The organism is Caballeronia jiangsuensis (genome assembly GCF_046030135.1).
GTDB lineage: Bacteria > Pseudomonadota > Gammaproteobacteria > Burkholderiales > Burkholderiaceae > Caballeronia > Caballeronia jiangsuensis.
Map to the genome: position 1 here is coordinate 1 of NZ_JAQQDB010000070.1, position 22,883 is coordinate 22,883.

Annotated in this window: 21 protein-coding genes; 12 read left to right on the top strand and 9 right to left on the bottom strand. The window is 62.5% G+C overall.

Translation table 11 applies throughout. The features are described 5' to 3' along the window. Nucleotides 1-99: 99 nt before the first annotated feature. On the bottom strand, nt 100-1,401 hold the full coding sequence (locus tag PQR08_RS37320; RefSeq protein WP_187606840.1) for an aspartate aminotransferase family protein: 1,302 nt from the start codon (nt 1,399-1,401) through the stop codon (nt 100-102). A 76-nt stretch (nt 1,402-1,477) separates the two neighbouring features. Here PQR08_RS37320 and PQR08_RS37325 point away from each other — a divergent pair, with 76 nt between their 5' ends. From PQR08_RS37325 to PQR08_RS37350, 6 genes are all read left to right on the top strand, one after another. Further along, entirely contained in the window at nt 1,478-2,362 is an 885-nt protein-coding gene (locus PQR08_RS37325; RefSeq protein ID WP_250486572.1) for a LysR substrate-binding domain-containing protein, read from the top strand. A gap of 220 nt (nt 2,363-2,582) precedes the next feature. Continuing rightward, entirely contained in the window at nt 2,583-3,092 is a 510-nt protein-coding gene (locus PQR08_RS37330; RefSeq protein WP_250486573.1) for a helix-turn-helix domain-containing protein, read from the top strand. Then, entirely contained in the window at nt 3,089-3,496 is a 408-nt protein-coding gene (locus PQR08_RS37335) for a VOC family protein (RefSeq protein WP_250486574.1), read from the top strand. Before PQR08_RS37330 ends, PQR08_RS37335 begins: the two co-directional genes overlap by 4 nt. 62 nt (nt 3,497-3,558) lie before the next feature. Next, nucleotides 3,559-4,062: an SLATT domain-containing protein gene (locus PQR08_RS37340; RefSeq protein WP_250486575.1), complete on the top strand. Its 504-nt coding sequence runs from the start codon at nt 3,559-3,561 to the stop codon at nt 4,060-4,062. 150 nt (nt 4,063-4,212) lie between these two features. Next, nucleotides 4,213-5,196 (top strand): phytanoyl-CoA dioxygenase family protein, encoded by a 984-nt coding sequence (locus PQR08_RS37345; RefSeq protein WP_250486576.1) that lies wholly within the window; start codon nt 4,213-4,215, stop codon nt 5,194-5,196. A gap of 58 nt (nt 5,197-5,254) precedes the next feature. After that, nucleotides 5,255-6,349 carry an acyltransferase family protein gene (locus PQR08_RS37350; protein WP_250486577.1) on the top strand — a complete coding sequence of 365 codons (1,095 nt, stop codon included), beginning with the start codon at nt 5,255-5,257 and terminating at the stop codon, nt 6,347-6,349. A 28-nt stretch (nt 6,350-6,377) separates the two neighbouring features. On the opposite strand, the gene PQR08_RS37355 is transcribed toward PQR08_RS37350, so the two are convergent. Then, entirely contained in the window at nt 6,378-6,581 is a 204-nt protein-coding gene (locus tag PQR08_RS37355; RefSeq protein ID WP_187606833.1) for a hypothetical protein, read from the bottom strand. Nucleotides 6,582-6,963: 382 nt separating this feature from the next. Between PQR08_RS37355 and PQR08_RS37360 the strand changes: the two genes are divergently transcribed. After that, nucleotides 6,964-7,767, top strand: a complete 804-nt coding sequence (locus PQR08_RS37360) for a hypothetical protein (RefSeq protein ID WP_250486578.1) — start codon at nt 6,964-6,966, stop codon at nt 7,765-7,767. Nucleotides 7,768-7,775: 8 nt separating this feature from the next. Here PQR08_RS37360 and corA read toward each other — a convergent pair whose 3' ends face one another. From corA to PQR08_RS37380, 4 genes are all read right to left on the bottom strand, one after another. Continuing rightward, nucleotides 7,776-8,753: a magnesium/cobalt transporter CorA gene (corA, locus tag PQR08_RS37365; RefSeq protein ID WP_250486579.1), complete on the bottom strand. Its 978-nt coding sequence runs from the start codon at nt 8,751-8,753 to the stop codon at nt 7,776-7,778. A 155-nt stretch (nt 8,754-8,908) separates the two neighbouring features. Then, nucleotides 8,909-9,127, bottom strand: a complete 219-nt coding sequence (locus PQR08_RS37370) for a hypothetical protein (protein ID WP_187606830.1) — start codon at nt 9,125-9,127, stop codon at nt 8,909-8,911. Nucleotides 9,128-9,367: 240 nt separating this feature from the next. Beyond that, on the bottom strand, nt 9,368-11,293 hold the full coding sequence (locus PQR08_RS37375; protein ID WP_408164261.1) for a bifunctional diguanylate cyclase/phosphodiesterase: 1,926 nt from the start codon (nt 11,291-11,293) through the stop codon (nt 9,368-9,370). A 117-nt stretch (nt 11,294-11,410) separates the two neighbouring features. Next, the gene (locus PQR08_RS37380; protein ID WP_250486581.1) at nt 11,411-12,253 is read right to left on the bottom strand and encodes an EamA family transporter; all 843 of its coding nucleotides are present in this window, start codon (nt 12,251-12,253) and stop codon (nt 11,411-11,413) included. A gap of 104 nt (nt 12,254-12,357) precedes the next feature. Between PQR08_RS37380 and gcvA the strand changes: the two genes are divergently transcribed. From gcvA to PQR08_RS37395, 3 genes are all read left to right on the top strand, one after another. Beyond that, nucleotides 12,358-13,266 (top strand): transcriptional regulator GcvA, encoded by a 909-nt coding sequence (gcvA, locus tag PQR08_RS37385; protein WP_250486582.1) that lies wholly within the window; start codon nt 12,358-12,360, stop codon nt 13,264-13,266. Nucleotides 13,267-13,550: 284 nt separating this feature from the next. Then, nucleotides 13,551-15,983 (top strand): glucose/quinate/shikimate family membrane-bound PQQ-dependent dehydrogenase, encoded by a 2,433-nt coding sequence (locus PQR08_RS37390; RefSeq protein ID WP_250486583.1) that lies wholly within the window; start codon nt 13,551-13,553, stop codon nt 15,981-15,983. A gap of 158 nt (nt 15,984-16,141) precedes the next feature. Continuing rightward, nucleotides 16,142-17,125, top strand: coding sequence for a porin (locus PQR08_RS37395; RefSeq protein ID WP_250486584.1), 984 nt, complete (start codon nt 16,142-16,144; stop codon nt 17,123-17,125). A 19-nt stretch (nt 17,126-17,144) separates the two neighbouring features. Here the strand turns inward: PQR08_RS37395 and PQR08_RS37400 are convergent, their stop codons facing one another. From PQR08_RS37400 to leuC, 3 genes are read right to left on the bottom strand one after another with little or no spacing between them, the layout of a single operon-like run. Next, on the bottom strand, nt 17,145-18,467 hold the full coding sequence (locus PQR08_RS37400) for a 2-hydroxycarboxylate transporter family protein (protein WP_250486585.1): 1,323 nt from the start codon (nt 18,465-18,467) through the stop codon (nt 17,145-17,147). 58 nt (nt 18,468-18,525) lie between these two features. Continuing rightward, nucleotides 18,526-19,170, bottom strand: a complete 645-nt coding sequence (leuD, locus tag PQR08_RS37405) for a 3-isopropylmalate dehydratase small subunit (protein WP_250486586.1) — start codon at nt 19,168-19,170, stop codon at nt 18,526-18,528. Next, entirely contained in the window at nt 19,163-20,557 is a 1,395-nt protein-coding gene (leuC, locus tag PQR08_RS37410) for a 3-isopropylmalate dehydratase large subunit (protein ID WP_250486587.1), read from the bottom strand. The genes leuD and leuC overlap by 8 nt, the downstream gene beginning before the upstream one ends. Nucleotides 20,558-20,662: 105 nt before the next feature. On the opposite strand from leuC, the gene PQR08_RS37415 reads away from it, so the two are divergent. Further along, entirely contained in the window at nt 20,663-21,553 is an 891-nt protein-coding gene (locus PQR08_RS37415; RefSeq protein WP_250486588.1) for a LysR family transcriptional regulator, read from the top strand. An 82-nt stretch (nt 21,554-21,635) separates the two neighbouring features. After that, the gene (locus PQR08_RS37420) at nt 21,636-22,799 is read left to right on the top strand and encodes a phytanoyl-CoA dioxygenase family protein (protein WP_250486589.1); all 1,164 of its coding nucleotides are present in this window, start codon (nt 21,636-21,638) and stop codon (nt 22,797-22,799) included. Nucleotides 22,800-22,883: the final 84 nt, after the last annotated feature.

Consider the following 22,883-nt stretch of genomic DNA (forward strand, 5'->3'; position numbering starts at 1 on the left):
CCCCCGCCCCGGGGAGGGGCAGTGCTAATAAACCAACACGAAACCGGGATCCGGCGAAACAAACCCCGAACCACAACCCCCACCTCCCCAATCAAACCTCTACAACGACCGCTCGATAGCCTTGCCGAGCAAATCAATCCCGAGATCGATCTCTTCCTCGCTGACGGTGAGCGGCGGCGCGATACGAAACACCCCACCCATCCCAGGCAACTGCACGATATTCATGCTCAACCCGAGATTCATGCACTCGCGCGTGATCTTCGCGCCGAGACCATCGGCGGGTTCCTTGGTGCGTCGATCCTTGACGATCTCCACGCCGAGCAGCAGACCGCGCCCGCGCACATCGCCGATGCAGTCAAACCGTTCCATGAGATCGAGCAGGCCGCGCCTGAGCCGCGCACTCATCACGTTCGCGCGCGCGACGAGCCCGTCGCGCTCGACCACATCCAGCACGCGCAGCCCGACGGCAGCCGGCAAAGGATCGGACACATGCGTCGTATAAAACAGATAGCCGAGCTCATGCGCTCTTTCTTCGATCGCCGCCGAAGTCACGGTGGCCGCAAGCGGCAAGCCCGCGCCCAGCGTCTTCGATAGCGTGAGGATGTCGGGCGTGACGCCGTCGCGCTGGCACGCGAACATCGTCCCGGTACGGCCGATGCCAGTCTGCGCTTCATCGAGGATCAGCAGCATGCCGCGCTCCTCGCACTTGCGCTTCAACGCCGCCATATAACCTTCCGGCAACTCGATGATGCCGCCCGAGCTCAGTATCGGTTCCGCGATGAAAGCCGCGAGATTCCCACTCGACTGACGATCGACGAGATCGAACGCGTAATCCAGTTCCGCCAGCCAGTCGTAATGACCGTTGCGCTCGAAGCGCGCGCGATACGGAAACGGCGCGGGAATCGCGAACGAGCCGACCGCCGCCGGACCGACGCCCTTGCGCCCCGCGCTGTACGTGGCGGACGCGGCATGTCCCGTCATGCCGTGCCACGACTGCGCGAAGCCGACGATTTCATATCGCCCCGTGACGAGCTTCGCCATGCGGATCGCCGCCTCGTTCGACTCCGCGCCCGTGCTGAGCAGAAGCGCGCGATCGAGCCCGGCGGGCGTGATGTCGGCGAGACGTGTCGCGAGATCGACCACGGGACGCGACAGCATCCCGCTAAAGAGATGGTCCAGCTTGCCCGCGTATTCGCTGATCACCGACACGATGTCAGGGTGACTATGACCCAGCACGGCGCTCATCTGTCCCGACGTGAAATCGAGAATCGCGCGGCCGTCGGCGTCGTAGACGAAGCTGCCCTGAGCGCGCTCGATGATCATCGGCTCGAAGGTGCCGCCGTAGCGGATGAGGTGCTGCCTGGCGTTCTGCCAAAAAGTTGCGTCGTTGTTCTTGGACACCGTGCTTCTCCTGGCGAAAGGTGAAAGAACTTGCAGTGTAGTCGGCGCTCTGGTTTTATAGAATCGAATAGTTCTAATGCGAGATAGAAGAGGATCTAATATCTTGAGTCTTTCGCTTGAGATCGAATTGCTGCGATCGTTCGCCGTCATCGCGGAAGTGCGGGCGCTGAGCCGCGCGGCCGAGCGCATCGGCCGGACGCAATCCGCGCTCAGCCAGCAGATGAAGCGGCTGGAGGATATCGTCGATCAGCCGCTCTTTCAGCGCACCGGCCGCGGCGTCGTGCTGACGAATCCCGGCGAGCGTCTGCTCGTGCACGCGCAGCGCATCCTTCGGCTTCACGATGAAGCGATGGCCGATCTGTGCGGCAAAGGGCTTTCGGGCAGCATCCGCTTCGGCTGTCCGGACGATTACGCCGCCGTTTTCCTGCCGAGCCTGCTGCGGCAGTTTTCGAGTCAGCATCCGCATGCGCTCGTGGAAGTCGTGTGCGGCCCGACGCCCCGGCTCGCCGAGCAGTTGAAGAAGCGCGCGCTGGATCTCGCGATGCTCTCGCTGCCCGAAGACAGCCCCGGTGACGACGTGATCCGGCGCGAGCAACTGGTCTGGATCGGCTGTCCGGGGATGGATTCGGCGCACTACGATCCGCTGCCGCTCGCGCTCTCCGATCCGGATACGCTCGATCACATCGCCGCGTGCGAGGCGCTGCAACACGCGGGCAAGGCGTATCGCATCGCGTATGCGAGCAGCAGCCTCGCGGGTCTCACCGCGCTGGTGCGCTCAGGGCAGGCTTTCGCGGTCATCACGCAGACAGCGGTGCCCGCCGATCTCTGCGTGCTGAATGCCGATCCCGGTCTGCCCGCGTTGCCGGGCGTGGGCATATCGCTGAAATTCGCGCGCGAGCGGCCTTCGCTGCTGACGGCGGCGTTTGCGGAGCACATCCGGCTGACGCTGCCGTTGCTTTGATTCGATTCGGCGAAGTGAACCGCAAATCGCCCGCTTTCCGGCGCTTGGCGCCGCATTTGCGCGCGCTAAGATGCTTTCCATCCCCTCTAGCTCTTTTCCCTCCAGGGAGTGAGCGATCTTCGCGTCGTGCGGATTTTCGTCCGCACGACGCTTTTCTTTTGCGGCCGAAGCTGGCGTGTGCGGGCTACACTAACCGCTTACTTTTCGCGCCCCGAACGTCATGCCATCACGCGATCACGACAGCGCCGACGCCTCGCAAGATCCGGCACTGCTGCGGCGCCTCCTGCGCGCCAAAGACCGCATGGATGCGTCGTCGCACGAAGACTGGCCGGTCAGGCGTCTGGCCGAAGTCAGCGGCGTCTCCGAAGCGCATTTCGCGCGCTCGTTCAAGCGAGCCTTCGGCATTCCGCCGCATCGCTATCTGCTGACGCGGCGCATCGAGCAGGCCGTCACGCTGTTGCGCGACACCGACCTTTCCATCACGGACATCGCGTTTGTCACCGGCTGGGAAAGCCTCGGCACCTTCGGCCGCATCTTTCGCGATATCACGGGCCACAGTCCGGGCGCGATGCGCGTCGAGTCCCGCGCCGTCGCGCCCGCGCTCGATCGCGTGCCCGCGTGCGTACTGAAGGCTGCGCAGCGCCCCGATCTCACGATCGCAGTTTTGGAGAAGCGGCGGCGGGGCGCGACGGGTACAGTGCGGCCATCTTCAACGAAGGAGGTCACATGAACCAGGGCATCAGCGTGGTGGGCATCTATGTCGACGATCAGGACGAAGCGCTCGCGTTTTACGTCGACAAACTCGGATTTCGCGTTCACACCGACGTGCGCAACGGCACGTACAGATGGCTCACCGTGCAGCATCCGGATCAGCCATCGTTCCAGCTCGGCCTGTTCGCGCCCGGCCCGCCCATTCACGACGACGCCACCGCGCTCACCCTGCGCGCGATGGTCGCGAAAGGCGCGATGCCGCCGCTCGTGTTGTCCGTTGCGGATTGCCGCGCGACCTACGAACGGCTGAAGGCGAGCGGCGTGGAGTTCACGCAAGAGCCGGTGGAACGCTTCGGCAGCGTCGATGCGGGCTTTCGCGATCCCGCCGGCAACGGCTGGAAGATGATCCAGGCGCCGCGCTGAACGGGACACGATGTGTCCGTGTTCGCGGCGACGATGAGGTCTGTTCATGAAATGCTTCGAACATGACCGACTTGCTCCTTCAATCGCAACGAACCGGCACGGCTTCCTCGTATGATCCGCCTCGCGACACGCCGGCGCTCGTGCTGGCGTGGATCAGGCGCGCCCGCGAATCGCAGATACGTCACTACACGATGGCCGACCGGCTGACGCGCTGCGGCCGACGCCTCGGTCTTGGCGTCATCGGCATCACGGCGGCGACGGGCACGTCGGCGTTCCTTTCGCTCGTCGCGCAGGCGGTGTCGCCTGACGTGCGCATCATCATCGGCATGACGAGTCTGAGCGCGGCCGTGCTCGCCTCGTTGCAGACGCTCCTGCGCTACAGCGAGCGGGCTGAACTGCATCGCCGTGCGGGCGCGCAGTACGGCGCGGTGCGGCGGCGTCTCGAAGCGCTCCATGCGGCCAGTCCCTGTGTGCACGACGCATGTGTGATCGACGCGGTGCGCGACGAACTCGATCACATCGCACAGACTGCGCCGCATTTGCCGCGCGCGGCGGCGAAGTCGTGATCGTCGGAAACACCGCCGGCGTTTTTGCCACTTCAGGCCAATCCCTTGGCGGAATCCGTCAGGAGCGACGCAGGCTGACGCGTTCGACGTAGCGTGTAAGGGCTCCCGAGAGAGCGATCATGCCGGTCTAATCAGCCTTCGGTGCCCACCATGTACAAGATCCTTAGTCCGATTGGAACTGAAATCGAAATTCCGGAAACCGTGGCTCAGAACTCGACCACGTTCGACTTGATCGACCTCGCCGGTGCAAAGCAATACTACGAGGAGAATGGCTATGTCGTCGTGCGCGGCGTAGTGGATCAGACCGTGTGCGATTCCATTCGCAATGCATTCGAGAATACCGTCAAGCGCTATCCGGGATACATATATCGGCAGGCGACAGCGAATCCGGAAAAGAACAAGATCAACGAATACGGGTTCGTGATGAATCCGCTGCTCAATCTTCAATCTCTTGGTGATCTGGAGTTCGCGCCGCTAAAGCAGTTAGCGGTCAGAGCCTTTGCGAGTACGCCGATCAAGGCGATCACGCGAGAACTCTTTGCGGAAGACGGCAAGCTCGTGCAGAGCATGTACTTCGAAGGAAACGCGGAAACGTGGCCTCATCAGGACACGTATTATCTCGATAGCGAGAGAATCGGCACGATGGTGGGCTGCTGGTACGCCTTGGAGGATATCGACGCGGGCGCGGGGCGCTTCTTCGTGGTGCCGCGCAGTCATCGCATCGACATGGTGAAGAACGGGAAGAACTTCGACGTTGCGTTCAATCACGGTCAATACAAAGAGCTTGTGAGGAAGATCCTCGCCGAACAACAACTCGAATTCCGCGCGCCGTTCCTGCAAAAAGGCGACGTGCTTGTCTGGAACTCGAAAACGATCCATGGAAGCTTGCGCACGACGCGGCCGGAATTTTCCCGCAGTTCTCTGACGTCGCATTTCATTCCGGCCTCGCACCGGTTTCTGCAGTTTCAGTCTAAGATCAAGCCGCTGAATTTGCGCGAGTTCAATGGCATGGCGTTCAATTGCCCGAAGGATATGGAGCGGCTGTCCAGCCGCGTGGTGCTGGGCATTGAAACCAGATTCCCCAAGACATTCCAGATGGCAAAGAAGCTGGCCATCAAGGCCCTGGTGAAATGAGGCGCGCAAGGCCTCAAGGAATGTATTGACGACACCGGCGCCGACGAGGTTATCCGCAATGACCAAACTGGATTCTTTGCAAGGGCTGCGCGGCATCGCGGCCAGCCTTGTCGTGGCATTTCACGCGGTCAATAGCCTGAAAAACGCCGGTTGGGTTCCCGAATACACATCGGGATTCGCTATCCGCGGCATGGCGGGCGTCGATATCTTCTTTGTGATCTCCGGCTTCGTGATGGTATTGACCACGGCCAACAAGCCGCGGGGCATCGACGCCGCCCGGAAGTTCATGCTCGCGCGTCTGACTCGCATCGCGCCCATGTACTGGCTCTTGACGACGTTCATGGTGATGCTGCTGTTGTTCGCGCCTTCCGTTTTCAGCACCGAAAAGTTCAGCCTCGCGCGGACCATCACGTCCTATCTCTTTCTGCCCTATGAAGTCAAAGAGGCAGGACATGCATATCCCGTCTTGTACGTAGGATGGACCCTCACGTATGAGATGTTCTTCTATCTAGTCTTTGCTGTCTCGCTATGCTTTGCCGAGCGTCCCATGCGGTATTGCATCGTGGCGTTCTTCGTGATGCTTGGACTCGGGTCGCTCATAGCTCAGCCGAACGCCTTTTACTGGCGTTTCATGACGAACCCGATGATGCTCGAATTCGTTTTCGGCTGCATCATCGGATGGATGTATACGCAACGAATGAAGGTTCCCATTGCCGTCTCAGCCTGCATGGCAGTGACCGGAATACTGGGATTCTTTGTGTCGCCCATCACGCCCGAAATGGAGCACCGGTTCATCTTCGCTGGCATTCCATCGGCGCTGCTCGTGGCAGGGTTTGTCTTCTGGGAATCGGCCAATGGATGGATTCCAAGAATCGTTCTGCTTCCCGTCGGCAATGCGTCGTACTCGATCTATCTCACGCATACGCTCACGGTACCCGTGATCGCCCACGGTCTCGGACACTTCGACAAGTCGCGGGCTTTGCAAGGCGATATCGCATGCATCCTGCTTGTGATGGCGTCGATATTCGTTGGCTATCTTGCCTATCTGACGATGGAGCGTCCTCTGAACGAAGCTATCCGTGCCTTCATGAAGAAAACGAAGGACGGAACGCTGCAACCCGAAACGAGCGTTACGCCATTAGTCAAAAGATAAGCTCGATCGCGCTCGGAAGCAGCGCCGATTATCGCGGGCACATCTTTCCGCGCGTCAGGTGATAGCCTGCAACCAGCCCCATGTCATAGGCGCTTTCCAGCGCGCGCACGATATCGATCGGCTTGACGGCGATGCGATCGTCGAGTGCATCGCCGCTTCTGAAATCGACATCGAAGCAATCGGTGGCGATCTCGCTCAGTGTGGTCAGGCGTTCATCGGTCAGCAGGCTCATTTCATCGTCCTCCGCTCAGGTATGCGTGCATATCATGGGGGCGTTGAATTAGCTCCGAATTAATGGCCGCGTCGCGAAGAGAGCCTTATTCGCCTGACAATTGAACGCTTCCCGATGGGTTTGTTTGATCTTCCGAAACGTTGCCCGGTATGCTACGGTGATTCGTATGTATTACTTGCGACCGGGCGATCGCTGATTGTCGATCGGCCTTCCGAACTGATTCGGACGGAGTGTGACAATGGACCAGCGGGCCGGCGGCTCGTCGCTATACCTCATCATCTGCCCCCGGTGTGAAAGCCTTTCATCAGTAGAAGAAAGCGTATGCCCGTTCTGCGGCGCCGACCGACACGGAGCCGTACTCACGAAGGGCGCGGAGACCGCGGTGCGGGCGGTCGAGGCGGCGCGCGGCGTAACGCGTCATTTTCAGGAACCGAGCGAAGTGGCGCGCGTGCGCTGGAGCGTGCGTCCGCGCCGGCGCGAGCCGCGCTTGCCCGCTCCCGCAACCGCCGCCGGCACCGTCGTGATCGAACCACAGCGCGCTTCGAACTCGATACTGGCCACGGTCGCGATGGGCGGCGTCGTGATCAGCGCGTGTTTCCTGATACGCGCTTATTTCGAACAACATCCGTCGACGGCGCGCGCGGCCGGACTGCCTGTCGCGGTCGCGGGCAGCGTCGGACAACAGAACCCGCCGAAGGTCGATGTGGCGCCGCAGCGAATCGTCGAGGCGACGCATCGCGGGCCGGCGAATTCTTCAGCCGAAACGCCTTCGCCGTTGATGGCGGTAGCCGCGTCGAGCGAAGTCCACGACACTCCCCCGGTTGTCGTTCCCGAACGACCGGTCGCGGCGAAACATCCGGCGTCCCGCGCGCAGCACGCGGTCAAAGCCGCGACCAAAACGGTTTCGAAGGCCGATTCGAAAGCCGTATCCAAGGTTGCTTCAAAAGCAAAACCCACCGCCGCATGTGCGCACAAAGCCGGTCGCGCATGCACCGAGCCGCCGCAACGCCGCGTGGCTAGCGCGGAGCCGAAGAATCGGCAGGCGGCCAAGTCGCCGAGTCCCGCGCCGGTCGCACGAACGAAAACCGCGCCGAAGGAATTCCAGAAGGTCGCGGCCATCCCTGCGCCGGTGAAACCCGCCATGACCACGGACGGAAGCTGGAAGCCGGGCAAAACGAAGAATTAAGCGGAAGCTCAAATCCACTTCGCCTTTCGAAACCAGCGAAAGAGCAGGAAGTCGATGGTGACGATCGCCGCGATGACTGTCGGATAGCCGAAGCGCGCGTGCAATTCCGGCATGTGCTCGAAGTTCATGCCATAGATGCCGGCGATCATCGTCGGCACCGCGAACATCGCCGCGAACGTGCCGAGACGCTTGGTGATTTCGCTGTCGGCGAGCGCGATCATGCCGAGGTTGACCTGAATCGCGGTGATCACCATTTCGCGGCGTCCTTCGATCGCGCCGACGATCCGCTCCAGGTGAACGTATACGTCCTTGAAATAGGCCGTCATGCCTTCGCAGATGCCCGGCACGCGGCCGCCGGTCAGCTTGCCGACGCCTTCGAGCAGCGGGCCGACGTGATGACGCAGCACGACGAGCTGTCGCTTGAAGCGATACAGGTCTTCGATCAGCTCGCGCGAATCGCGGCCCTCCTGACGCGAGAAGATGCGGTCTTCCAGCACTTCGAGTTCGGCGGTCATCGTTTCCAGCACGGAAAAATAGCCGTCGACGATATCGTCCATCAGCGCATAGAGCACGAACGCGGAACCTTGCCTGAGAAGGGGCGGTTCGCGCTCGCAGCGTTCGCGGACTTTCTTGAAGCCGTGCATCGTGCGCATGCGCACCGAGAGCACGTAGTTCCTGCCGACGAACACGTCGACTTCGCCGAACAGCAGACTGGCGTCATCCTGCAGCTCGACGGTGTGCATCACCGCGAAGAGCGACTCGCCGTATTCCTCGATCTTCGGCCATTGATGATGCGCGCGCACATCCTCGACAGCGAGCTCGTGCAGACCGAATTCCTCTTTCATCGCATCGAGTTCGGCGGGCTCGGGGTCTTTCAGTGCGACCCAGACGAAGCACTCCGGCTTCTGCACGTAATCGCTGATTGCTTCGATGGTAATGTCGCCGAGCTTTCGGCCGTCCTGATAGGCGGCGCAGGCAATCAACATTGTCGGTCTCCATGCAAGACAGACATGCATCGTGCATCGCCCAGTCGACGCTTTTATGACATCGCGCACGACGTCAGTGCGTTTTCAGCGCGATGCGGCGGGGGAAATTGGCGGGGGATGCGCTTCGCGCAAGACGCGAAGCGCATTTGCAAGGCTTATGCGGCGGGTTGCCAGTGATCGTCCACAGTCTTGTCGGTCACGCGGACCTTCGCGACCATCGGGGCATATCCGCGCAGCTTGATTTCGTCGGCGGCGAGCCGTTCCGAGCGATAAACCTGCTGCGTGATCTTCGTGCCGTCATGGAATTCGAGCGTGTAGCCGTCGATCGGTCCCCACTGGCCCTTCGGCATCGGTTCGATATAGACATTCTGCATTGCGTTACTCCCGCGTGATTGGAAAGCACTGGGCGGTCCGCATCGGCGAACGTGCACCTCTTGTATAAGAGGTTATCGAAGAAACGACGGCGGCCGGGTGCCGTACGTGGTGTTGCGCACCAAATAAAAGTCGATATGAATCAACGCGCTATGCGCACGCTCTCATGATGAGAAAGCCGATCCTCCCATGTGCAACCCGCGCCGTGCTGCCATGCAGCGTAGATTTTCGGGAAACGGACCTCAATTCCGCATCGTGAGAATTTCGTGTCGATAGTCGTCGATCGCGGGCGTCGTCGCTTCGGCAAACACCGGCGCGAAGCGAAAGCCGTTGCGCCCCTTGCGCTTGGCCTCGTACATTGCGCGATCGGCGTCGGCGAGGATCGCTTCAGCGGAGGTATCGAAGCCGCCGGCGCACATCGCGATGCCCACGCTCGTGCCGAGATGCGCCTCTCCGCAACCGAGTTCGAAAGGCCGGCCGATCGCGCGGCAGATATCCTGCGCGATCCGGCTGCATGCGCTCGCCGACGCAATGCCCCGCGCGAGCAGCACGAATTCGTCGCCGGCCAGGCGGCAGACGAGGTCGCCCGCGCGCGTCGTCTTTTTCAGGCGCGCGGCTACTTGTCTGAGGAGTGCGTCGCCCGTGTCGTGGCCGTGCTGGTCGTTGACGCTCTTGAAGCCGTCGAGGTCCATGAAGAAGAGTGCGAAGGGCACGTCTTCGTCACGGGCCGCATCGACGGAAAGCGCGAGCTGCTCGGCGAGCGCGCGGCGGTTGGGCAGGCCCGTCAGCGCGTCGAGCATCACTTCGGAGCGCATCTGGTTCTCGCGCCGCTTCGTCTCGGTGATGTCCTGCGACATGATGTAGAAGCCGCCGACATCATCGCGCCGGTATTCGGGGATATACGTCGCGTTCCAGATGCGGCCGGGCGCGCCCTCGTAGACGATATCCTCGTGCGTCACGCGTTCGCCCGCGAGCACGCGACGGAAGTAGGGCAGGCAACGCTCGAACGTCGCCGCGCCGATCGTGTCGAGCACGTATTTGCCGCGCAATGCGGCCGGCTCGACGCCGAACACCTCGCGATACATCTGGTTGTTGAAGCGGTAGCGCAGATCGGCATCGACATGAGCGATCAGCACCGGCAGGTTGTCCGTGATCGTCTGCAACGTGGTCCGGCTGCTGGTCAGTTCGCAGGTGCGTTCGAGCACGCGGCGTTCGAGTTCCTGCCGGTAATCGCGCAACATCTCTTCGCTATGCTTGCGGCTCGTGATGTCGTGCATCACGCTCACGAAGTGCAGCGGCAGGCCACGCTCGTCGCGAATCAGCGCGACGGAAAGCTCGATCCACACAGGCTCGCCGTCGCGGCGTCTGTATCGTTTTTCGAGCGTATAGGTCTTTCTCGCGCCGTCGAGCAGTTCGCTCACGAGTTGCAGATCGGCGGGAAGGTCCGCTTCCTCGGTGATCTGCTGGAAGGTCATCGTGACGAGTTCGTCGGCGCTATAACCGGTGATTTCGCACAGCTTCGGATTGACTTCGACGAAGCGGCCGCTCAGATCGACGATCGCCTTGCCCGTCGGCGTCCGCTGGAAGATCGTGTGAAAGCGCGATTCGGACAGACGCAGTTTGCGGCGGTCCGCTTCCTGAAGCTCGCGCGTCTCGCGTGCGGCTTCACGCTGAACGATTTCGCGCTCGACGGTCGCCGCGAGATCGCACAACGAGGCTTGCAGGGACGCGCTCAGCGTTCTAGGCTTCGTGTCGATGGCGCATAGCGTGCCGAGCACGAGGCCATCCGACGAGCGCAAGGGCACGCCCGCATAGAAGCGGATATGAGGCGCGCCCGTGACGAGCGGATTGCCCGCGAAGCGTGGATCGTCCCGCGTATCTTCGACGAGCAGCAGACGCCCGGAATGCAGCGCGTGCGCACAGAAGGACACGTCGCGCGCGGTTTCGCATACATCGAGCCCGATGCGCGATTTGAACCACTGCCGATGTTCATCGACGAGCGACACCAGCGCGATCGGCACCTGCAACAGCTCGGCGACGACGCGCGTCACGCGGTCGAAGACTTCTTCCTGCGCGGTGTCGAGCAGGTCGAGGCTGCGCAGCAACTGGAGCCGCTTCGCTTCATCTGCGGGCAGAGGCGCCGCGTGCCATTCGTGTACGGGTTGCAAGGTTCTTCTCGATTCTTATCGGTAACGTGCCCAATGCCACGTCGGCAATTTATCGAACCCTGCGCAATCCCGATTCGTCGATCAAAGGCAGGCTTGGGCCTTAGTTCGACGCATGCTTCATAGCCCCAGGCAAACGGCCCCGGCCGCGACGACCACGCACGCGAGCCAGCGCTTTGCGCTGACCGGTTCGCGCAGGAACACGCGTCCGATGAGCGCCGCGAACACGACGCTCGTCTCGCGCAACGCGGATACCGCGCCCATCGCGCCGGACTGCATCGCCCAGATCACGATGCCGTAGGCGGCTATCGATACGAGTCCGCCCGCGAGCGACGAACCCACGGCCATCGGCGCTTCCTTCACCGGCGTCCAGAGCGCCGGCAGGCCACGCTTTGCGACGAAGATCACCGGCATCAGCCAGTAGAACATGAACATCCACGTGGTGTAGGTGAGCGCTTCGCCGTCGGAGAGACGCACGCCGATGCCGTCGATCACCGTGTAGATCGCGATGGTCACGCCCGTCGTCAGCGCGGCGAGCACGCCCGCGCGCGACACGCGGCCGCCCTGCAAAGCGAGCGCCATGATGCCGCCGGATATCAATACGATCCCGAACGCATGCAGCACGCCGATGCCTTCGTGCGCGAAGAACGCCGCGCCGAGCGTGACGAGCATCGGCGAAGAACCGCGTGCGATCGGATAAGCCTGCGCAAGATCGCCACGACGATACGAGCGCACGAGGCTCACGTTATAGACGATATGCACGAGCCCCGAAGCGACGATGTACGGCCACGCGGCTTTCGGGGGCATCGGCAAATAGAAGACGACGAACGCCGACACGACCCCGATGGCGATGCTCATCCATGTCATCGAGAGGAAGCGGTCGCGGTTGCCGTGGAGCATCGCGTTCCAGCTCGCGTGAAGCACCGCTGCAAAGAGAACGACGCCGCCGGTGTAGGTGAACATGCGTTTTATGTCGGTTATGTGACGGATAGTTCATAGAATAACTATCTTGTAAGCCCTGCACAAACCATATAAATTGCGTTGTCGTGTTAGAAAAACTCTGGTGAATGAGACCGGCATTGCCTTCGCTCAACGCGTTGCGCGCCTTCGAGGCTGCGGGGCGGCTCGGCAGCTTCAAGGAAGCCGCGGCGGAACTGCACGTGACTCACGGCGCGATCAGCCAGCAAGTGCGCCTGCTCGAAGCGTGGCTCGGCGCGTCGCTATTCGAGCGTCACAACCGGCGCGTCGTGCTGACGCCCGCGGCGCGGGCTTATCTCGCGGAAATCGGTCCGCTTTTCGATCGGCTTGCGCAGGCCACGGCCCGCTATGGCTTGTCCGAGACAGTGTCGCGAACGCTGACCGTGAATGCGCCCGCCACATTCACCTTGCGCTGGCTCGTGCCGAGGCTGGAACGATTCCGCGTCCTTCATCCCGATGTGGAAGTCAGGATAGAGACATCGAACGAGCCGGTGGAGAGCCTGAAGGACACGCATGACATCGTGATCCGCGGCGGCCCGGATACCTTTTACGGCTATGCGATGCGGCCGTTTCTCGAAGAAGAACGCTTGCCCGTTTGCAGTCCGGCGCTATTGCGGCGCCTGCCGCTGCGAACGCCTGAAGACATGCAGCGGCACACGTTGCTGCATACGTCGAGCCTGCCGCGCGTCTGGCCCGACTGGCTCGCGCAGGTGGATCTGCCCGCGCTCACGCCCGCGGCGGTGCTGACTTTCGATCACTTCTATCTGACCTTGCAGGCCGCTGTCGATGGCATGGGCATCGCGATGGGCCCGACCGCGCTCGTCGCCGATGATCTCGCCGCAGGCCGTCTCGTCGCGCCGTTCGACGGTCCGCGTCTGCCGTCGCGAAGCTACTGCACCTATGTCGCCGATGACAAGGCCGATGACGATGTGATCGTGCTGTTTCGCTCGTGGCTGGAGCGTGAGGGCGAGGCGTTCGCGAGCGAGCACGAAGGCTGAATGCAGCAAACATTTAACTATCCAGTTAGAATATAGTGGTTTACGCCAATGCCCCTTGCCGGTTCTCGTGACCGGGCCGGGCAGGCGATCCAGCCGCGCACTTCGGCGCACGCATTCACGCGTTGCCGATTCCTCGTGTGCCGCGGCATCGGCGAATGACGAAGTGCGTCGTCCGACGCGCTGACTCCAACGGAACGCTTTTCATCGCGCGGCGCGACATGGCCGCGGCATTCCGTTTCGCCGACCGATGCCGGATCGCATGGCAGATTCCTGGAGAAGATTCGATGTCTACGAGTGAAGCCCGTCTCTCAGCCGTGCTGAGAACAGGGTGCGTATTGCTGGGCCTCGCGTTGCTGGCCACTGGTCTGTTTTTCGTCGTCGGCGGCGCGAAGCTCGCGCTTTTGCACGGCAGCCTCTATTTCGTGATTGCGGGCGCGGTCATCGTCGTGTCGGCGGTGCAGTTCATGCGGGCGAAATCGTCGGCGGTGCTCGTGTATGCAGCGGCGTTCATCGGCACGCTCATATGGGCGCCCATCGACGCCGGTTTCGATTTCTGGCCGCTCGTGTCGCGTCTGATGCTGCCGGCCGGTTTCATGGTGCTCGCGCTGCTCGCATGGCCATCGTTGCGCAGGCATGAGACGGGCAAGCGCGCGCCGAAGCGTGCATACGGGCTTGCCGGCGTCATCGCGGCGGGCATGCTCCTCGCCTTCGTGCAGATGTTCCAGCCGCATCCGACTGTCGCGTCCGAAGGAAACGAAGCGCCGCTCGTGCCCGTTGCGAAGGAACACGCGCAGAAGGACTGGAATAACTACGGCAATACGCCCGGCGGCAGCCGCTTCGTGGCGCTCGACCAGATCACGCGCGACAACGTGAAGGATTTGCATGTCGCGTGGACGTTCCATACGGGCGATATCCCCGACAGTCCCACCGGCAACGGCGCGGAAGATCAGGAGACGCCGCTGCAGATCGGCGATCGCATCTACATGTGCACGCCGCATAACAACGTGATCGCCGTCGATGCGGACAGCGGCAAGCAAATCTGGAAGCGCGAGATCGACGCGCAGGCGCAGGTGTGGAACCGCTGCCGCGGTCTCGCCTATTTCGATGCGACCCAGCCTCTGACGCAACCTTCCGTGGCAGGCTCGACGCCCGTGACGGCCGTTGCCGTCGCGGCGGGAGCGAGTTGCCAGCGCCGCGTGCTGATGAACACGATCGATGCGCGCCTCGTCGCGATCGACGCCGACACCGGCGCGCTGTGCGAAGGCTTCGGCGATCATGGTTTCGTGAATCTGAAGGCGGGCCTCGGCGTCGCCGACGATCCGAAGTACCAGCTCACCTCAGCGCCGACGCTCGCCGGCACGACGGTCGTCGTGGGCGGGCGCGTGGCGGACAACGTCCAGACCGACATGCCGGGCGGCGTGCTGCGCGGTTTCGACGTCATCACCGGCGAGATGCGCTGGGCCTTCGATCCGGGCCGCGACGATCCCAACGCGCGCCTGCAACCGGGCCAGACTTACGCGCGCAGCACGCCGAACTCGTGGGCGCCGATGTCCTACGATCCCGCGATGAACACCGTGTTCATTCCGATGGGCAGCTCATCGGTGGATTTGTGGGGCGGCAATCGCACGCCGCTGGATCATCGCTACGCGACGTCGATCCTCGCGCTCGATGCGACCACCGGCAAGCAAAAGTGGGTGTACCAGACGGTCCACAACGATCTGTGGGACTTCGACGTGCCGATGCAGCCGAGTCTCATCGACTTTCCGGAGCAGGACGGATCGACGAAACCCGCTGTAGTGTTCGGCACCAAGTCCGGCCAGATCTTCGTGCTCGACCGCATGACGGGTACACCGCTCACGCGTGTCGAAGAACGCAGGGTGAAGACGGGCACGATCCCCAACGAGCAATACTCGGCCACGCAGCCGTTTTCGGTCGGCATGCCGACGATCGGCGCGGATACGCTGAAGGAATCGGACATGTGGGGCGCCACGCCCTTCGATCAGCTGGTGTGCCGGATCAGCTTCAAATCGATGCGCTACGAAGGCCTCTTCACCGCGCCCGACAAAGACGTTTCGCTGAGCTTTCCCGGCTCGCTCGGCGGCATGAACTGGGGCAGCCTGTCGACCGATCCGAACCATCACGTCGTCTTCGTGAACGACATGCGTCTCGGCCTCTGGGTGCAGATGGTGCCGCAAAAGACCGACAGCGCGCCCGCGAGCAACGGCGGCGAAGCGGTGAACACGGGCATGGGCGCGGTGCCGCTGAAGGGCACGCCTTATGCCGTGAACAAGAACCGCTTCATGTCGCCGCTCGGCATTCCGTGCCAGAAGCCGCCGTTCGGCACCTTGTCGGCCGTCGATCTGAAGACGCGGAAACTGTTGTGGCAAGTGCCCGTCGGCACCGTGCAGGACACGGGACCGTTCGGCATCAAGATGCGCATGAAGATGCCCATCGGCATGCCGACGCTCGGCGGCACGCTCGCGACGCAAGGCGGACTCGTGTTCATCGCGGGTACGCAAGACTACTATCTGCGCGCGTTCGACAGCGCGACGGGCAAGGAAGTGTGGAAGGCGCGCCTGCCGGTCGGAAGCCAGGGCGGACCGATGAGCTACGTCTCGCCGAAGACCGGCAAACAGTACGTGCTGATCTCGGCGGGCGGCGCGCGGCAATCGCCCGATCGCGGCGATTACGTCATCGCGTATGCGTTGAATCGCTGATCGTCCGCCCGGGCGATTATCATGGCGGGCGGCGGCGCTGGCATGCTTGCCGCCGCTTCGTCCGGCCAACCCTTTTACCCTGATCCTGTCGGCTCGTTATTTGGGCCGAAGATTTCATGCGTCCGACAAAGACTTTCATTCGCTTGCTGGCCATATCGATGTCATGCGGCATTGGCGTATCGACGGCTCACGCGCAGAGCGCCGTGACGCTGTATGGAACGATCGACACCAGCATCGAAGTGACGAACCCCGGCTCGTCTTGGACGCCGCGCATGGATTCGGGCGCGTATCGCGGCTCGCGCTTCGGCTTGCGCGGCTACGAGCAATTGAGCGCCGACACGCGCCTCATCTTCGATCTCGAAAGCGGCTTCAGTTCGGCGGACGGCACCTTCGCGACCGCCAACACGATCTTCAACCGGCAGGCCTGGATCGGCCTCGGCGCGCCGTGGGGCGAGTTGCGCATGGGCCGCCAGTACTCGCCGATCTATATCCCGTTCAAGGGCGGTCTCGATGCTTTCGGCGCGGGCACGATTGCGTCGGGCCTCAACAATCTGTCGAAGATCACGCCTTATACGGATAACGGCATTGCGTACCTGTCGCCCGATTTTCACGGCTTCACGACGACGCTCATGGTCGCCTTGCGCGATAGCGGCGATGGCAACGGGCTATCCGGCAACTACGAGACCTTCGCGTATCACAACGGGCCGTTTCGCATTTCCTACGCGCATCAGGATACGCAAGGCGACACCGGCCTGCGTGCGAATCTCGGCGGCGTGTCGTATCGCATCGGCAAGACGACGGCCTTTCTTTCGTACTTCAATGGCGATGGCGGATCGCCGCGTTATCACAGCGACGGTCTTTCGGTATCGATGCGCTATGCAGTGACGCCGCGCCTGCGCGCGTCGCTCGGGTATGCGTATGCGCGCGACCGCTCGGGCGGCGACAACGACGCGGACCAGTTCAGCGTCGCGTGCGAATACGATCTTTCACCGAAGGTGCTGCTCTACGCGAGCGGCGCGATGCTGCGCAATCATAATGACGCGACATTCACGCTGCGCGGCGTGAACGTCGTCGGCATTCCGGCGGCTTATCCCGGTGCGCCGGTGCGCGGCGTGCAGGTCGGCATGATCGAGCGGTTCTGACGCGAAGAGCGCTCACGCATCAGCCGAACCACTTCATCATCAGCGTGGCGAACACGACCATGCCCGCGCCGCCGATGCGCGTCGAGATTTGCGCGAAGGGCATCAGGCCCATGCGGTTCGACGAGGAAAGAATCGCGACATCGCCGGTGCCGCCGAGGCCGCTGTGGCACGCGGTGATGATCGCCGCTTCGACCGGATACATCTTCAGCCACGCACCGACGAAAAAGCCCGACACGATCATCGCCGCGACCGTCGATGCGCAGATCACGAAATACGCGGGCGAGAATGCGCCGACGAGCTTGTCCCACGACACGAACAGCGTGCCCAGTCCGACGAGAATCGCGAAGGTGAGATTCGTCGACATGAACTTGTAGATCTGATATGCGCCGATTTCCATACGCTCGGGAATCGCGCGCGCGACCTTCAGCACCGCCGCCGCGACGATCATGAGCACAGGACCGGGGATGCCCGTGACCGGCGCGAGCAACATGCCGAGAATGAAGAGCGTGCAGCCGAGCAGCAGACCGAAGCCCATCAGCCGCAGATCGAGCGCGGCCTCGGCCTTTTGCTCCTTGAGGAGCGCCTGATCGTCGCCGCTCTTCACGAGCGTGCCGTCGCCGCTATATGCGCGATGCTTCTCGCCGAAACGCTTGAGCAAGCCGCTCGCAAGAATCGCGACCACGTTGCCGATGAGCGCGGCCGGCACCATCATCGCAATGAGATGACCTTGCGCCGCGCCGGTGATCTCCGCATAGCCGATCGACAGCGGCAGAATGCCTTCGCCGATGCCGCCGCCGAGAATCGGCATGACGATATAGAAGAACGTGTGCTTCGGGTCATGGCCGAACATGAGGCCGACGAGCACGCCCGCCGCGATCGCCGTCACGGTGCCGACAAGCAGCGGCACGAACATCTTCAGAAAGCCTTGAATCAGGATCTTGCGATTCATCCCGAGGATGCTGCCCGCGACGAGACACGCGATATAAAGATATTGCAGGTTCGCGGTCTTCATCGTCGTGGTGATGGCCTTGAGCGCGGCGTCGTCCATCAGCTTGTAGCCGAGCAGCGCCGATGGCACGAAGAGGCAGAGAATCGCGGGTCCGCCGATATGCCTGAACACCGGAATGCGGCTGCCGATTTCGCCGAGCAGCAGGCCCGAGAGCATCAGCACGGCGAAGCCGCCGATCATGTCGTTCGGCAACTTGCCGGTGGCGGCGGCGAGAATCGTCACCAGTGCGAGCGCGGCGAACATCGCGATCGGCATGCCGCCGATGGTCAACATCGAGAAGCGGGCGCGCAGTCCGAGCGGCGCCGCGCCCGTGCGCAACGAAGGGCTTTCCATAACGTGTCTCCTGATGGGGGATGGTGCGGCGCTGGACGCTCGTGCGTCTCTTCTTGGGTTACGCCGCCTGAGTCTTGCGTTGCTTCGGCAGATCGATCTTCATCCACGGATGCGCGGCTTCATGCTTCGCTTCGAACGCGCGGATCGCTTCGCTGTCGGCGAGCGTCATGCCGATCATGTCGAGGCCTTCGATGAACATGCGCTTCTGGCGCGGCGGCAGATCGAATGCATAGTGAGTGCCATCGCTCGTGCTCACGCGTTGATGCTCGACGTCGACGGTCAATCGGTTCGTCGCCGGATCGCTCACGAGCGCGGTCAATGTCGCAACGATGGCTTCATCGAGCGTAATCAGCAGCAGCCGGTTGTTCTGCGCGTTGAAGTAGAAGATCTCGCCGAAGCTCGGCGCGATGACCACATCGATGCCCGCTTGCTGCAGGCCCCATACGGCGTGCTCGCGGCTCGATCCGCAACCGAAGTTCGCGCCCGTGACGAGAATGCGCGCGCCCGCGTATTCGGGCTTGTTCAACGCGAAGTCTTCGCGCGCGTTGCCCGACGCGTCGAAGCGTAAGTCGTACAGCACGCCGCGCGCGAGACCGGACTTGTCGATGCCGAACAGGAACTGCTTCGGCATGATCTGGTCGGTGTCGAGATTGTTCAGGGGAAGCGGCGCGGCGATGCCCGCCAGGGTTGCGTGCTCAGACATGCTCGAACTCCTTTCGTACATCGACGATGCGGCCCGCGAGCGCGGCGGCGGCGGCCATCGCCGGACTCATCAGATGGGTGCGTGCGCCGCGTCCCTGGCGGCCCTCGAAATTGCGGTTGGTCGTGGAGGCGCAGCGCTGGCCGGGTTGCAGGATGTCGTCGTTCATCGCGAGGCACATCGAGCAGCCGGGCTGACGCCATTCGAAACCCGCTTCGATCAGCGCGCTCGCGATGCCTTCGCGTTCCGCCTGCTCGCGGACCATGCCGGAGCCGGGCACGACCATCGCACGCACGGAAGGCGCGACCTTGCGGCCACGCACGACATCGGCGACGGCGCGCAGGTCTTCGATGCGCGCGTTCGTGCACGAGCCGATGAACACGTGATCGATCGCGAGGCCGTCGAGCGCCTGTTCCGCATCCAGCCCCATGTAGTCCAGCGCCTTCGATGCATTGCGTTTCGCGACCGGTTCATCGGCGAGGCGGGGGATGCGCGCGTCGATCGCAATCGCCTGATCCGGACTCGTGCCCCAGGTGACGAAGGGCGCAACGTCGCGTGCGTCGAAGCGGTGCGTGATGTCGAACGATGCATCGGCATCGGAATGGATCTGCTTCCATTGCGCGACGAAGGCATCGTCGCCGATGCGCTCGGCCACGTAACGGATCGTCGTCTCGTCGGGCGCGATCAACGCGCCGCGTGCGCCCGCTTCCACGGTCATGTTGCACAAGGTCATGCGCGCTTCGGCGGAGAGCGCGTCGATTGCGCTGCCCGCATATTCGACGACGAACCCGCGCGCGCCCTGCGCGCCGATCTTCGAGATGATGTAGAGCACGAGATCCTTCGATGTCGTGCCATGCGCCAGCGCGCCATCCACGACGATGCGCATGTCCTTCGCCACGCGATAGACGAGCGTTTGCGTCGCGAGCACATGTTCCACTTCCGACGTGCCGATGCCGAAGCCCAGCGCACCGAGCGCGCCGTACGTCGTCGTGTGGCTGTCGCCGCACAGCACGACCATGCCCGGACGAATCAGCCCGATTTCCGGCGCGACCACATGCTCGATGCCTTGCGCGCGGTCCCGCACGTCGAAGAGATGAATCCCGTGCCGCGCGCAGTTGCGCGTGAAGTTCGCGGCCTGATGCGCGGCCGCGTCGATCATGATCGTGCGCTTGTCGACGGCCACGGGATGCGTCGGAATCACGTGATCGACGACGCCCATCTGCTTCTCCGGGCAACGCACCGGCAGGTTTTTCTCCGCGAGCCCCGCGAATGCCTGCGGGCTCGTGTACTCGTTCATGATGTGCAGGTCGGCGTATAGCGCGACGTGCTCTTCATCGACGCGAAAAACCGTATGGCTCTCCACGATCTTTTGGTAAAGCGTCTGTCCCATGCTGTCTCCCTCGATGCCCCTCGAATAAGTCGAAGCCAGTGTAATTCGATACTGGAGGCCGTAAAATGCAGACTCATTTAACCCATTATTAAGATGGATTTATAAATGAACTCGATCGCGGACCTAGAGTTTTTCGCGCGGCTCGTCACGCAGGGCAGCTTGTCGGCGCTTGCGCGCGAGCTCGGCGTGACGCCGCCCGCGGTGAGCGCGCGTCTGAGTCAGCTCGAACGGCGTCTCGGCGTGAAGCTCCTGAATCGCACGACGCGGCGGCTCGCGATGACACAGGAAGGCGAGCTTTATCTCGGCACTGGCTCGCGCCTGCTCGAACAGGTGCAGGAACTCGAACGCATGGTGTCGAGCAGCCGCGATCTGCCGCGCGGATTGCTGAAGGTGAACGCCACGTTTGGCTTTGGGCGGCGGCACATCGCGCCGGCGCTGTCCGGGTTTCGCCGGGAATATCCGGAAGTCGACGTGCAGCTCGATCTCACCGATCGTCCGATGAATCTCGCCGAGTTCGCGTTCGATGTCGGCATACGCTTCGGCGAGTTGCCGGACATGCGCGTCGTCGGCAGGAAGATCGCGGCGAACCGGCGTTTCGTGTGCGCATCGCCGGCGTATCTGAAGGCGCATGGCACGCCGAAAGAGCCTGATGATCTGCGCGGTCATCGGTGCATCGTGCTGCGTGAGAACGACACCGCGTATGGCACGTGGCATTTCACGAAGGGCAAGCGACACGAGACGGTGAAGGTGCAGGGCGCGATGAGCAGCAACGACGGCGAAGCGACCCTGCGCTGGGCGCTCGATGACCACGGCGTGCTGGTGCGCTCCGAATGGGACGCGCAGCCGTATCTCGATTCGGGGGCGCTGAAGCAAGTGCTCGCCGACTGGTCGATGCCGCCCGCCGATATCTACGCGATCTATCCGGAGCGGCTGAATCTGTCGGCGAAGGTGAGGGTGTTCATCGACTTTCTGGAGCGCTATCTGAAGCGAGCGTAATGCTTGATGATGGTTTTTTGATGTTTTATTGATGGTTCACGTTTCGCCGCACCGGCTATGCTTAGGGAAAACGGAGCGAGACATGAACGAGACGAACTGGTACACGGAAAGCGACTGTTCGCTCGACGAGTTTGCGAGCCTGCTGGAGCGTGATACCGCGCAAAAGCCGGCGTTCGCGTCGGATATCCAGCGGCAGATTCCGCTTTACGACTGCGGCGCGCTCGCGGGCGTATTACGCGACCCATCGCAGGTGATGGCGTTGCAGGCGGAATGGGCGGCAGTGCTGCGCGATGGTGCGGGCGTCTTCGTGCTGAAGCATGCGTATGCGGACACCGGCCCGGTCGACGAGGCCACCGCGATTTTCGAATCCATCATCCGCGAGGAGCGTGCGCAAGGCGTGAGCGCGGGCGATCACTTCGCGAAGGCGGGTGCGAACGATCGCATCTGGAATGCTCAGGAAAAGCTCTGTCTGCAGGCGCCTGGTGTGTTCGCGCGTTACTTCGCGAATCCGTTTATCGAGTGTGCGGCGCAAGCGTGGCTCGGTCCGGGTTTCCAGATGACGTCGCAGGTCAATGTCGTGCGTCCGGGCGGCGACGCGCAGCAGGCGCATCGCGACTATCACCTCGGCTTTCAGACGGCGGATGAAGTGCGGCGCTATCCGGCACATGTCCATGCGATGTCGCCGTTTCTCACGCTGCAAGGCGCGGTCGCGCACAGCGATATGCCTGTGGAGAGCGGTCCGACGAAACTGCTGCCGTTCTCGCAGCGGTATGCCCGAGGTTATGTCGCGTGGCGTCGCGCGGACTTTCGCGAGTACTTCGAAGCACGCTACGTTCAATTGCCGCTCGAAAAGGGCGACGCGCTTTTCTTCAGCCCCGCGCTCTTTCATGCGGCGGGGGCGAATCGGACACACGACGTGCAGCGTATGGCGAACCTGTTGCAGGTTTCATCGGCATATGGTCGCGCGATGGAATCGCTCGATCGCGCGCGCATGTGCGAAGCGGTTTTTCCGGTGCTGCTCGAGTGCAAGTCGACGGGACGAATGAGCGATGCGGAACTGGATGCGGTCATCGCGTCGTGCGCGGAAGGTTATGCGTTTCCGACGAATCTGGATCGCGATCCACCTATTGGGGGGCTTGCGCCGAAGAGTCAGCAGGCGCTGCTTCGCCAGGCAATCGATGAGGTTTGGTCTGTCGATGCGCTCGACGAGGCGCTGGAGGGGAACGCTTGGCGTCGGAGCACGTAGGGGTGGAATTTGTTGGCGCGGTTTTCGTTTTTTGCTTTTCGCTTTTTGCTTCTCGCCGGATCCCGGTTTCGTGTTGGTTTATTA